Annotated in this window: 9 protein-coding genes; 5 read left to right on the top strand and 4 right to left on the bottom strand. The window is 52.8% G+C overall.

Annotated elements, in window-relative coordinates; genetic code table 11:
- The first annotated feature begins 90 nt into the window (after window positions 1–90).
- From argR to BZJ18_RS06560, 3 genes are all read left to right on the top strand, one after another.
- Window positions 91–561 carry a transcriptional regulator ArgR gene (gene argR / locus BZJ18_RS06570; RefSeq protein ID WP_069589610.1) on the top strand — a complete coding sequence of 157 codons (471 nt, stop codon included), beginning with the start codon at window positions 91–93 and terminating at the stop codon, window positions 559–561.
- 304 nt (window positions 562–865) lie between these two features.
- Window positions 866–3,436, top strand: coding sequence for a TRAP transporter permease (locus BZJ18_RS06565; protein WP_077455812.1), 2,571 nt, complete (start codon window positions 866–868; stop codon window positions 3,434–3,436).
- 61 nt (window positions 3,437–3,497) lie between these two features.
- Window positions 3,498–3,929, top strand: a complete 432-nt coding sequence (locus BZJ18_RS06560) for a universal stress protein (protein WP_077455811.1) — start codon at window positions 3,498–3,500, stop codon at window positions 3,927–3,929.
- A gap of 71 nt (window positions 3,930–4,000) precedes the next feature.
- Here the strand turns inward: BZJ18_RS06560 and BZJ18_RS06555 are convergent, their stop codons facing one another.
- Together BZJ18_RS06555 and mpl are read right to left on the bottom strand one after the other, a co-directional pair.
- Window positions 4,001–4,630 carry a flavin prenyltransferase UbiX gene (locus BZJ18_RS06555; protein WP_077455810.1) on the bottom strand — a complete coding sequence of 210 codons (630 nt, stop codon included), beginning with the start codon at window positions 4,628–4,630 and terminating at the stop codon, window positions 4,001–4,003.
- Window positions 4,620–5,993, bottom strand: a complete 1,374-nt coding sequence (gene mpl / locus BZJ18_RS06550) for a UDP-N-acetylmuramate:L-alanyl-gamma-D-glutamyl-meso-diaminopimelate ligase (protein ID WP_077455809.1) — start codon at window positions 5,991–5,993, stop codon at window positions 4,620–4,622. The genes BZJ18_RS06555 and mpl overlap by 11 nt, the downstream gene beginning before the upstream one ends.
- Window positions 5,994–6,252: 259 nt before the next feature.
- On the opposite strand from mpl, the gene fbp reads away from it, so the two are divergent.
- Both fbp and ppa read left to right on the top strand, forming a co-directional pair.
- Window positions 6,253–7,275 carry a class 1 fructose-bisphosphatase gene (gene fbp, locus BZJ18_RS06545; protein WP_077455808.1) on the top strand — a complete coding sequence of 341 codons (1,023 nt, stop codon included), beginning with the start codon at window positions 6,253–6,255 and terminating at the stop codon, window positions 7,273–7,275.
- Window positions 7,276–7,403: 128 nt separating this feature from the next.
- Window positions 7,404–7,931: an inorganic diphosphatase gene (ppa, locus tag BZJ18_RS06540; RefSeq protein WP_069589628.1), complete on the top strand. Its 528-nt coding sequence runs from the start codon at window positions 7,404–7,406 to the stop codon at window positions 7,929–7,931.
- 51 nt (window positions 7,932–7,982) lie between these two features.
- On the opposite strand, the gene tamB is transcribed toward ppa, so the two are convergent.
- Complete coding sequence (gene tamB / locus BZJ18_RS06535; protein ID WP_077455807.1) at window positions 7,983–11,753, bottom strand: autotransporter assembly complex protein TamB; 3,771 nt, start codon at window positions 11,751–11,753, stop codon at window positions 7,983–7,985.
- Window positions 11,750–13,453 carry an autotransporter assembly complex protein TamA gene (gene tamA / locus BZJ18_RS06530; RefSeq protein ID WP_108743127.1) on the bottom strand — a complete coding sequence of 568 codons (1,704 nt, stop codon included), beginning with the start codon at window positions 13,451–13,453 and terminating at the stop codon, window positions 11,750–11,752. Before tamA ends, tamB begins: the two co-directional genes overlap by 4 nt.
- Between the last annotated feature and the right edge of the window lie 36 nt (window positions 13,454–13,489).

The raw sequence follows: 13,489 nt of genomic DNA, 5'->3' as shown, positions 1-13,489 counted from the left end.
ATGCTGTCGCCAATTTGTGGGGTCAGCAATTGCCCTTCGGTGAATGTATATGCAAAATAGCCACTCGTTTGTCATTGCGAGTCAGCCGTCATGCGTAACTCAGAAAAACAAGACCAATTGGTTCGGGCGTTTAAAGCCATCCTCAAAGAAGAAAAGTTCAGTTCTCAGGGCGAGATCGTGGAAGCCTTACGTGCTCAAGGATTTGAGGGCATTAACCAGTCGAAAGTGTCGCGCATGTTGACCAAGTTCGGCGCTGTGCGTACCCGAAATGCCAAGATGGAGATGGTGTACTGCCTTCCTATCGAATTGGGCGTGCCGACCACGGGCAGCGCATTGCGCGAGCTGGTGATGGAAATCGACTATAACGAAGCGGTTGTCGTCATTCACACTGGTCCAGGCGCGGCACAATTAATTGCCCGTTTACTGGACTCTCTTGGCAAGGCAGAAGGGATTTTGGGCGCCGTCGCTGGGGATGACACCATCTTTATCACACCAACCCGTGGCACCACCACAGAGGCACTTTTTGAAGCCGTCTGTGATCTGTTTGAATACCACTACTAATCTTTTTATCAGGCAGCGTGATCCCGCTGCCTGTCTGTCTTTTCCCCTCTTTGCTACACACCTTTCCACACAAAAGCGATAACATCCTTTTAATTTTTCTTTATCGCTCTGTTACTATCGGCGTTTGACCGCCAACAAACGATTAACGCATTGGCCACCCATCGGCCCATTATAATTAACGGTTAGGTACTCATCGTTGACACTGATGTCATTGTCTACAGGCTATGCTTTGTGACAGAGAGTACCCTTTTCTCGGGACATTGCTGCCGCTCTCGCGGTGCAAATGATAATAAGGACAAACTGCATGACGAAGACAAGTCAATCGTCTCCTGATGTGCAAGACATGGTCGCGCAAGCGGATACAGGTGCGCGCTCACCTCATGGACTGCCGGGACGCATTTTATGGCTGGTACCACTTTTTTGGTCACTGTTTCAGCTATGGTATGCCTCACCTCTCCCCTTCATACTCGATTTTGGTGTCCTCAATGACACCGAAGCACGCGCCGTTCACCTCGCTTTCGCGATGTTCTTGGCCTACACCGCTTATCCTGCATTAAAAACCTCTCCCCGCGATCGTATCCTCCTACTCGACTGGGTATTCGCCTTAGCGGGAAGCTTTGCCGCAGGGTATTTATTCTTATTTTATAACGATCTAGCTGGGCGTGCCGGCGCTTATACCGACGTGGATATCACGGTCGCTGCCATTGGTATGGTGTTGATGCTTGAGGCGACCCGCCGTGCACTTGGCCCGCCATTGATGGTGGTCGCCGGTGTATTCTTGCTCTACACCTTCGCCGGTCCCTACATGCCGGATGTGATCGCACACAAAGGGGCGAGCTTAAATAAAGCCATGTCGCATCTGTGGCTCACCACCGAAGGGGTTTTCGGGGTGGCGCTGGGCGTCTCTACCTCGTTTGTATTCCTGTTTGTCCTATTCGGGGCATTACTCGATCGTGCCGGTGCTGGCGGCTACTTCATTAAAGTGGCCTTCTCGCTACTCGGTCACATGCGCGGTGGCCCCGCCAAAGCCGCAGTGGTCGCGTCCGGCCTGTCCGGTTTGGTCTCGGGTTCATCAATTGCCAACGTAGTGACTACCGGGACCTTTACCATTCCCTTGATGAAACGTGTGGGTTTCCCAAGCCATAAAGCCGGCGCGGTTGAGGTAGCCGCCTCGACCAATGGCCAGCTGACCCCACCTATTATGGGAGCAGCAGCATTCTTGATGGTGGAATACGTGGGGATTTCCTACGTCGAGGTGATTAAAGCCGCACTGCTTCCTGCACTGATCTCTTACATTGCCCTAATTTACATCGTGCATTTAGAAGCGTGTAAGGCTGGGATGCAGGGCCTACCGCGCCGCCACACCAGCACCTTGCTACAAAAACTGTTCTCATTTATGACCGTGTTTGTGGGCTTACTGGTCCTCAGCGCAGCGGTCTATTACGGTATCGGTTGGACCAAAGATGTGTTCGGTGCCATGGCAACCGTTATCATTGGCCTGCTGACACTAATCGCTTATGTGCTGTTGGTGCGCTATTCCGCCCAGTACAAATCCGAAGCGGCAGAAGACCCTGCTGCCGCCGATTTGTCTGAGGTACCAGAGCCGGGCCCAACCGTGCGTTCTGGCTTGTACTATTTGTTGCCTATTGGCGTATTGGTTTGGTGTTTGACCGTCGAACGCTTCTCACCGGGTTTGTCCGCATTTTGGGCGACGGTGTTTATGATCTTTATCATTCTCACCCAGCGCCCGCTGATTGCTTACTTCAATCAACGGACCAACTTTAAAGAAGAAATCCGCGACGGTGTGGTCGATCTGGCCGAAGCCTTTGTGACCGGTGCGCGTAACATGATTGGTATCGGCGTTGCCACTGCGGCTGCGGGGATTGTGGTGGGTACCGTCACCCTCACTGGCATCGGTCTAGTGATGACGGACTTTGTCGAGTTTATCTCCGGCGGCAACATCTTCTTGATGCTGCTGTTTACCGCGGTCATCAGCTTGCTATTGGGGATGGGTCTACCGACTACCGCCAACTATATCGTGGTCTCCACGCTGATGGCGCCCGTGATTGTTACCTTAGGCGCACAACAAGGGCTGATCATTCCCTTGATCGCGGTACACTTGTTCGTGTTCTACTTTGGTATCCTTGCCGATGACACGCCACCGGTCGGCTTGGCTGCCTTTGCCGCGGCGGCCATTGCTAAATCCGATCCGATACGTACCGGTGTGCAGGGCTTTACCTACGACATCCGTACCGCCATCCTGCCGTTTATGTTTATCTTCAACACCCAGTTGTTGTTGCTAGACCTAGAGGGCCCTATTCACCTGATCTTAACCGTGGTGTCGGCAACCATCGCAATGCTGGCTTTTTCCGCCGCAACACAAGGGTGGTGGCTCACTAAGAATAAATGGTGGGAAACCGCACTGCTTCTAGTGATCACCTTCTCGCTCTTCCGTCCTGGCTTTTGGTGGGACGAAGTATACCCACCGACCACCAGCTATCCGGGCACTGAATTAGTACGTATCGCAGGCACCTTGCCTGAAGGCGAGCCGTTACAGCTTGAAGTGGAAGGGGAAAACTTCTTTGGAGAGCAGATAGCGAAACATGTCGTGCTCCCCATCGATCACAGCTTGGAAAGCGGCGAAGCACGCGTCAGTGAAACAGGCCTCATGCTCCGTGAAGAAGATGGCAAACTTTTGGTAGATATGATTCAGTTTGGCAGTGATGCAGACAAAGCAGGTATCGATTTTGATTGGCAAATCAAAGCCGTGACTGTCGACAATGTCCGCCCATGGAAAGAATGGGTCTTCGTGCCAACTTTGTTGCTCTTGGCATTACTCGGCTGGAATCAACGCCGTCGCATTCGTCAAGCCTAGTGTTAAGGGCACGTGTTTTACCGCGTGCCCTTTTCTTTTTTAGACCGTAAAGGATATCGCTATGTATAAACACATCTTGGTTCCGCTTGACCTCAATGATGAGAGCTTTGCTGACAAGGCCGTCGATCATGCCGTCTGGCTGGCCAGCCAATCTGGCGCAAAAATACACCTACTGACTGTACTGCCGGGCATTCATAATTCGATGGTGGCCTCTTATTTCCCGGAAGACGCCGCCAACAAAATGAAACGCGATATGAAGCGAAACTTACAAGGCTTTGCGGATAAATACGTGCCAAAAACTATCGCCTGTGAGGTGTCGATCGCGGAAGGAAAGCCTTACAAGGGGATCATTAAAACCGCCGAGCGTATTGGCTGCGATCTCATCGTGATGCCAAGCCACAAACGTTCACGTGTCAATAAGATGATGCTCGGCTCCGTCGCCGCCAAAGTGCTCGAAGGGGCGACAGTGCACGTGATGGTACTCAAACCTTAGCCGATATCTGGCTGCTCATTTAGGGCCACCCTCGTAAAGTGAAGGTTCAGGCCTTGCCTGAACCTGATTGACTATGCTTTATCGCGAGGGCGTTGATCATACCCCCAGCGCGGCACCAAGGTTTGCGCCGCGCCTAAGTGGTCGAGAATGCGCGCCACCATAAAATCGACCAAGTCGTCAATAGACTGGGGTTGGTGATAAAAACCCGGCGCAGCAGGCATAATGGTGACGCCCATCTGCGATAGCTTGTGCATGTTTTCTAAATGCAGCGTTGAAAACGGCGTCTCGCGAACGACCAGTAACAATTGCCCCCGTTCTTTGAGCACCACATCCGCCGCCCGTTCAATCAAGTTATCGGACAAGCCATGCGCAATCGACGCCAATGAACCGGCGGAGCAAGGGCATACCACCATTTGCTTCGGTGCCGCTGACCCTGAGGCAACTGGCGAAAACCAATCCTCTTTGCCACACACCACTAGCTTATCCGTGTTGCACTGTAAATGTTCCACCAATACCTTTTTGGCCGCGTCAGGCCCGGCAGGCAATTTCAGGCCATGTTCGGTGGCTAACACCACACGTGCTGCCGATGAGATCAATAAGAAAACCTGATAATCCTGTGCAAGCAGGCATTCGAGCAAACGTAGCCCGTATGGCGCGCCAGATGCACCTGTCCATGCCAGAGTGATGCGTTTATCCGCCATGCTTTTCCCCTTTATCGCCGAGCGCGTTAAGCAGCTTGTCGTGAATACCACCAAAGCCACCATTACTCATCACCAACACGGTATCGCCTGCTTGGGCTTGCTCACATAAAGCGGTCACCAACCCATCAATATCGGCATGAATGTGCGCCGGCTGCTCGCAGCTATCCACCACCGCTTCAAGCGACCAATCCAGCCCTTGGGGTTGGAACAAGAACACTTGGTCAGCACGAGCCAATGACGCCGCCAAGGTGTCTTTGTGAACCCCTTGCTTCATGGTATTGGAACGAGGCTCTAACACCGCCAGAATACGGCCATTACCGACTTTCGCACGTAACCCCTCAAGGGTCAGTCGAATCGCCGTCGGGTGATGAGCAAAGTCATCATACACAGTGACACCGGCTTGCTCGCCGCGCCACTCAAGACGTCGCTTGGTATTGATAAAGGTCTCGAGCGACTGACAGGCTAAGTCAGGCGTCACGCCCACATGACGCGCTGCCGCAATGGCCATTAACGCGTTACGTACATTGTGATCGCCAACCAAGTCCCAGTTCACATCCCCAACATGCTCGCCGGCAAAATACACCGAAAAATGATTGCCGGCTGGATCTTTTTTCACCGTCTGCCATTGTCCATCTGGTCCTGCATAAACGCATTCACTCCAGCACCCCATGGCAAGCGTCTCTGCGACATTGGCATCGTCCGAGGGCGCAATGATTTGCCCAATCCCCGGCAAAGTTCGCACCACATGGTGGAATTGCTTTTGAATCGCGGCCAAATCATCAAATATGTCGGCATGGTCGAACTCAAGGTTGTTGATCACCAAGGTTTTCGGTTGGTAATGAACAAACTTGGAGCGTTTATCAAAAAACGCGCTGTCATATTCATCGGCTTCTACCACAAAAAATGGGCTATCGCCCAATCGTGCCGAGCCATTAAAATTCCCCGCGACACCGCCAATCAAGAAACCGGGCGCGTAGCCGCAATCTTCTAAGATCCATGCCAACATGCTAGCGGTAGTGGTTTTACCATGTGTGCCAGAAACCGCCAGCACCCAGCGGTCTCGTAATAAGAAATCATGCAACCATTGCGGGCCTGACGTATACGGTAAGCCTTGGTTTAGTACCGCCTCAACACAGGGATTGCCACGACTCATTGCATTACCAATCACCACAAGGTCCGGAACGGGGGCAAGCTGAGCCGGATCATAACCTTCGATAATCTCAATACCCTGAGATTCGAGTAACGTACTCATCGGGGGGTAAACATGGCTATCAGAGCCGGTCACCCTGTGCCCCAATTGTTTTGCGAGCATCGCGGCGCCACCCATAAAGGTGCCGCAGATGCCGAGAATATGAATATGCATAGCTTTCACTGTGTTGTATTGGTTACTCAGCCATCCGGCATAAGGCTGTCATTATGCCTTGGATTGGCGCTTGGGTCTTATCGCTTGCGTACATCTGACATGGTTTTTATGTGGCGATCACACTTCCCTTGCTCTATGTATTTCTTCAGTACGATTAAAAAGTCGCTGGCGCTAGAATATCCGTGATTTTAAGAGGCAGCTGACTGCCCATGTATCCGATTGCATCAGAAAGAAAGTTCATCATCATTAAGGATTGAGAATGCCCGACATTAAGACCCTCGGCGAGTATATTGTTGAGAAACAGCACGCCTTCCCGCACGCCAGCGGTGATTTATCTTCTCTTCTCGCCTCCATCCGTCTGGCCGCCAAAATTGTTAACCGTGAAGTCAACAAAGCCGGTCTGGTCGATATTGCCGGCGCGATTGGCACAGAAAACGCACAAGGCGAAGAGCAGCAAAAGCTCGATGTCTACGCCAACGAAAAGTTTAAAGCCGCCATGGAAGCCCGCGACCACGTCTGTGGTGTCGCCAGTGAAGAAGAAGACGAAGCGGTTATTTTCAACAAGCAACTCAACCGCAATGCCAAGTATGTGGTCCTCATCGATCCACTGGATGGCTCCTCTAACATTGATGTTAATGTGTCTGTTGGCACCATTTTCTCTATCTACCACCGCGTATCGCCGGTGGGTACTCCCCCCACCGAGGAAGACTTCTTACAGCCCGGCCACCGCCAAGTGGCTGCCGGTTACGTCATTTACGGCTCATCAACCATGTTGGTTTACACCACAGGCGATGGCGTGCACGGTTTTACCTATGACCCGTCGCTTGGGCTATTCTGCTTGTCGCATGAAAACATGACCATCCCTCAAGACGGTAACATCTACTCGATTAACGAAGGGAACTACATCAAATTCCCACAAGGCGTCAAAAAATATATCAAGTACTGTCAAGAAAACGTCCCTAATGAGAAGCGTCCCTACACCTCACGCTATATTGGCTCTTTGGTCGCGGACTTTCACCGCAACCTGCTAAAAGGCGGTATTTACTTATACCCCAGCACACTTGCATATCCCAACGGCAAGCTACGCTTGCTTTACGAGTGCAACCCCATGGCGTTTATTATTGAGCAAGCTGGTGGTAAAGCGACCGATGGTACCCAGCGCATCATGGATATCGATCCGAAAGAGCTGCACCAACGCGTGCCTTTCTTTGTCGGCTYAAGCAATATGGTGGACAAAGTCGGTGAATTCCTCGAACGCTACCCCGATCACGACGATAACTAAGTGCAGTAAGACGGTGAGATTTCATCGCAAATCATGATTAAGAGGCGACCACGGCGGTCGCCTCTGTTATTTTCACGCTCGGTGGTTATAATTGGCACACACTTTTTTGATAAACAAAAGGACATCCCATGAGCCTGAACCAGGTCCCAGCGGGCAAAGATCTGCCTGAAGATATTTATGTGGTGATTGAAATTCCTGCCAACGCCGATCCAATCAAGTACGAAGTCGACAAAGACAGCGGCGCCGTATTCGTTGATCGCTTCATGGCAACGCCTATGTTCTACCCATGTAACTATGGCTATGTAAACCACACCTTGTCTTTGGACGGCGACCCAGTTGATGTGCTGGTTCCAACCCCATTCCCATTGGTACCCGGCTCAGTGATCCGCTGTCGCCCTGTTGGTGTGCTAAAAATGACCGACGAGTCTGGTGAAGATGCCAAAGTGATCGCGGTACCGCACAGCAAGCTGACCAAAGAGTACGATCACGTGAAAGACGTGAACGACCTGCCTGAACTGCTAAAAGCACAAATCACGCACTTCTTCGAGCGCTATAAAGAGCTAGAAGCCGGCAAGTGGGTGAAAGTAGACGGTTGGGAAGATGCCCAGGCGGCAAAAGACGAAATCCTGTCTTCATTTGAGCGCGCGCAAAAATAATCGTGTCATCGCCATGAAGCTAGAAGCCCGCGTCAACACGCGGGCTTTTTTCTATTTGATCTCAAACTGATAGAGCAGATCCACCGCCTGATCGACACCGGATACCGCTTCAAGATATAGATCTTTCATCAATCGATAGCGTACCGTGAACACCCCTATCGCATCAAAGATCCCCACCCCATACTTCACTTCCAAGTCAGGCAGAATATATCCCGAGACCTCGACTTTTTGCTCATCGCCGGCGCCAGAGGTATCGAGAGTGAGATCCTCGACCCCAAACGCCTGACCAATTTCGCCCACCAGTTTGCCACTTTGCGCCAAGCCCAAGCCAATCAGCATCGAGGTCATATTGGCATCACCGGCGCCAGCATCAAGCGCGCGGCCGCGTAACAAGTATGACAAGGCATTGGCCTGTGAACCGGCCGGATCCATAAATACAGTCGCCACCGGCTCATCGGCAGGCCCTGTGAGTCGGATCCCCGCGACCACATCGCCCTCAGTGCGCTCGGGATTACGAATCGCTTCGACTTGCAAATACGGCTGATCCGCGGGGCCATTAAATAAGATCTCCCCTTTACGGATAATCAAATCTTGTCCAAATGAGCGATAGGTCCCTTCCAGCAAGCTCACGTTGCCGACAATCAAGGCGCCCTTGCGGTTGTTCTTAATGTTGAGTTCACCTGCCAAACGCGACTTCAAGCCAAACGCTGCCAGCCGTACTTCATCGCCAAGCACTAAGCGCATATCGGTGACCAAATTAAAGGGAACCGCGTCTTTTTGTTCCGCGTCTTCAGGCTCATAATTTTGATTGAGGATCACCGTATCATCCGACACAGTAACGGCTGATTCCGGCAAATGTTCCACTTCAATCCTTCCCCATGGCACCTCAATATCGCCGCGAATCGCCACTTGTTCCGGGGTTGCTGAAACCGTTAAGTCAGGCGCGACATCAAGACGGACCATCGGAGGCACATTCACCCGCAATGCATCGCCCGCGACATTCAGATTAAACAACCAATCTCTCACGGTCGGCCATCGCCCCTCGCCTTTGAGGCGCAAGGTGCCATCGGGTGTAATCAGCTGGCCGGTTAACTGTCCTTGCTGACCATCCAGGTTGACCGTCACCTGACCGTCATTAACATCAACCGGCGATGATAGCCCTTTCACACGTAATGCGCTGATATCCAGCTCGCCAAAGACTTGCGGCAGTGTAATCGGGCCTTTAACGCGTAAGTTAGCATTCACTTCGCCATTAACATCGGCTTGTTTGTCGCCGCCGAGTAAGGGTTCCAGTTTGGCAAGTTGCACCGCATTCATGTGCACATTCCCATCAATCGTACGTGTCGACGCTAACAGATCATTCAAGGTAAAGGCTGATGCCAGTGTGCCGCCCTCAGACAAGGTTAGTGCCAGCGCACCTTGCAGTGCATCTTGATGCCAACGCGCATTGAGGTTGGCATGCTGCCAGCCAATTACCAGTGGTGTGTCGGCCTGCTGGCGCAGATTGCCATCCGCGATATCAATCGAGGCTTGCACATCCGGCGAGGCATCAGGCTGCCAGCGTGCATGCACCGCGGCATTGGCACGTGTATTAAGTTGCCATTCCGGCGGTAAGAAGGCAGCGATTTGCGCCGCTTCAAAGCCTTCAATTTTAGCGACGACATCACCTTGCTCGCCGATTGTCGCCGGTTGCGATAAGCACAAAGACGTTGATTGCCACTGCCAACAATGTTCGCCAACCTCGGTTTGCATATCAGCGAAACTAAACGCAATGGGTGCCGCACTTTGCTGCACAATATCGCCAAGATCTTCCACGTTCACTGATGTATTAAGCAATCGCCCTTTCCAGCCTGTCTCTCGCGCTAGCGCGCCTTCAATACGTAACGCGCCAGACGCCGGTGCCCCTTGCCAGCGCAAATCTAGCTGATGGGCCGCTTCATCACCGCGCACAGTTAAATCGAGGTTATCCAAGCGCGCGGTTTGATAGCGTCCGCCCAATACCGACACCGTCAAATCACCACCCAAGCGATCTTTTACGGCCAGATCACCGTCTACCGTTAGCTGATTAATGCGCACATCTTGCCAACGCAATTGCTTAGCATGAATCGCCAACTTTGCGGTTGGCTGCGCAAACGGCCCGCTTAGTTTCGCATCGCCGCGGATCACACCAGTGAACATCGGCAAGGATTGCGATAAGTCGGCAATATCGACCGACAGTCCCATTTGCCACTCATCACGCACTTGTCCTTGCGCCGTCACTTGGTTGGGGCCGTGTGACAGCGTCAATCCCGGTGTTGACACGCTCGGTTGACCATCGCCATCACGATCATGCGCGTTAAGCGCGCCCGCGACCGCTAGCGGCAGTTTTTGCAACTCCCCATGCACCACCAACGTAGGCACAGATACCTCCCACCCGCCTTGGGCCGTTAAGCGGCCACGATGGCTGATTGCGCCGGTTAGATCTCCTGTGACCTCCGGCCATTGCTGCTGAGGTTGGATGTTGGCAAAGCCTAATTCAGCTTGCCAAAAAGGTACGCTGGACCAATCCACGCTGGCACGACCGGCCACCTTACCTCCAAGCGTATTAGCTTCAAGCTGCGAGAGAGTCAGCGCCGTCAGGCTGCCTCTTCCGGCAAGATCTAGCTGGGTGGTTGGCACGTCAGGGCCATCAACCTCAGTGTGTAAGCCAAGCTGATAGTCAGATAGATCGCCATCGGCGTGAAAGTGTAGCTCGCGTAATGCCGCGATCGCTTCCCCCGTCAGCGGCCACGCCAATGCCTCGCTCTCCAATTGCAACGCAAAAGGTAAGTTCGGCGCCAGCACGTTTGCTTCTCCCTCAAGCGTCGCCGTCACCGGGCCGCGCGCATTCGCGTTTAGCTTAAGCGCGGCAAGACTTCCTGAGGCCGACAGCGATAGGGCTTGGTCTTGAAGGGGAGCAAGGTTATTGGTCAACTGCGCTTGCAAGGTCAGTGGGTACTCACCTTCAAGTGTAATATCACCTGCAAGGCTCGCCGTGCCTTGGGGGGCGGTCACCGAGAAATTATCAATAGTCACCGCACTGCCTCGAACGCTACCCGCCAAAGATAACGCTGAGAGAGTTTGTACTGTGCCCGTGTCAATCCGCGCATCTTGCAGATGGAGCTGCTCCACCTCGATAGCCAGCGGCAACGCTACCGTGGGTAATTCCAGCCCCGGATAATGCCATGGCGGGCTTGCCACCGCGCTATCCGGTTTACCGACCGCTTGGTCGGTGTTTTCTTGAGGTTCAGTGTTGCTCGGCAGGCTCACCACCAACTGCTGCCAATCGGTCGGCGATAGGGTTAAGGTATCGCCAACAAAATGCACGCCCCCTTGCAATTGGCGCCAACTCACCGACTGCTCGGCAACCTGAATCGCCACATCCTTAAAGGCAAAGGCATTGATGTGAATAGGCAGCGGCGCTTGGATAGCCGACGTGGATACGTCTTGCGACGATGTATCCTCCTCACTCGCGGGCAAGTCAATATCGAGCGTGACCCCCTTGGCGGCCAATTGATCAATACAAAGCGCAGGCGTCAGTAAGCACTTACCATGGATAACAAGCTTTAGTTGCTCGGCATTCAGTTGCAGCTGGGCATCATCATAGCGCACCCCTTGCAGCACAAAGCCGGTAAGTAGGCTGCCGTCGGCCTCATCGACTGATAACGCAGGTAGTGCTTTCTGCGCGCCCCAAAGCCCAAGCTGCAAGCCCACTGGTGTAAAAAGTGCGGCCGCTACCAGCCCCACCACAGAAAAAAGACTGATTAACGCAATAAACGTTAGCCTGACCAACCAACGACTCATAACTCAGGCCCTAGCGTAAGGTGTATACGAAAATCATCATCGTCATTATCAAAACCACGCGCAACATCAAGACGAATCGGGCCGACCGGCGATGACCAGCGAATACCGGTACCAGCCGCACGCTTCCACGATAAATTGTGGGTCCACGCGTCACCACCATCAGCAAATAATGCCCACCACCAGTTGCCTCCCAGACGATACTGATATTCCAACGTACCGGTTAACATGTAACGGGCGCCACTGAGCTGACCGTTATCATCGACAGGCGACACGGTCTCGTAGCCATAACCGCGAATACTGTTATCGCCCCCGGCGAAAAAACGTAACGATGGCGGCGCTTCACTAAACTGTTCAGAAATCAGGGCGCCACCATCAACGCGGAGTAAGCCACGATGATTCTTATTTAAACTGCGAATCCAAACACTACGACCTTGAAGTCGCAGCAAGCTAATATCCGACAGCCACGCAGGGTCGGCAGCCTCCAGCGTCAGTGATTGCTTGTCTCCCCAATGCGGCATCAGACCACCACGCACACGCGTTCGGGTAACGTTGACGCCCGGCAGCACCACGCTGACGATATCTTCATCTTGCCCTTGGCTATAGTTTTCGTACAGCCAGCGTAACGAGACACTGCGCTGCCAGCCGGTATCATAAAGCCAGTGCCGGGAGACAGAAGTCGTCGCTTCAAAACTGGTAGTATCGCGTTGGTCTGTATTTTTTAACCCCAGCTGAACTTGGTAATATTCCCGTGAAACATCGTCAAGCGGCACTTTATAGGTAGAAGTAAGGGTTTGCTCTGGCTTAGAAACCGCCAATGATGTGCTCAGGCTATGCCCCCTTGAATTATACCAAGGCTTACGCCAATTAAGCTTAAGACGTGGCCCAATGTCGGTGGAATACCCAATCCCCGTTTCAAACTTGTTGCGCGCTTCCGGGGTCAAGGTCACCTTGATGGGGACTTCATTATCTTCCGCTTGCTCCATGTCCGCTTGCACCAAGGCACTGGAGAACCAACCGGTATTCGCGAGGGCTTGGTTAAACTCACCCAATGCCGAGACCTGATACGGATCGCCCGGTGAAAAACCACGTAAGGTATCAAGACGCTGCAACTGAATTTGTGAGCCTTGGTAACGAATCGCGCCAAAGTGGTAACGCTTGCCACTGGCAAAGTGCAAACGAATAAACGCTTGTTGGCGGGTGGGAGAGACTTCGAGACGTGTTTGCGTAAAACGACCGTCAAAGTATCCCTTTTTCACCGCCAAGCTTCGGATTTGGCTTTTCAGGGACTCATAGTCTCCGTGGTTAAGAATCGCGCCCGGCTGCGGCCCGTCAGCCTTGAGAGCATGAAAATCGTCATCCATGCCCGCCTCACCGCTAAACACCACATCCACTTGTGCCAAGCGAACAGGTTTGCTCGGATCAACCTTGACCTCCAGCGTAGCGTCTCCGTCCATTCGCGTAGTGATCTTAGGTTGATAGAAACCCACCGCTTGCAGCGCTTTGCGCACATCTTTTTCGACGCGAGCAATAAACCGGTAGGAGCCATCCCGCTCTTCTGGAGCAATCGCGGCTAAATAGGTCTCGACGTTGTCTTGTGCAATACCATCGAGCCCTTCAATATCAATGTCGACTTCCGCATGGGCGATGCTAGACATCACGCTGATAGCGATCGCGAATAGGGGGAATAGCCGTATATTCATGCAGTGAGATCCAATACCCGGGTGTCGCCCGGCTAA

It is taken from the genome of Salinivibrio sp. IB872 (assembly GCF_001995345.1).
Lineage (GTDB): Bacteria > Pseudomonadota > Gammaproteobacteria > Enterobacterales > Vibrionaceae > Salinivibrio > Salinivibrio proteolyticus.
This window is presented reverse-complemented; position numbering and strand designations above follow the sequence as displayed.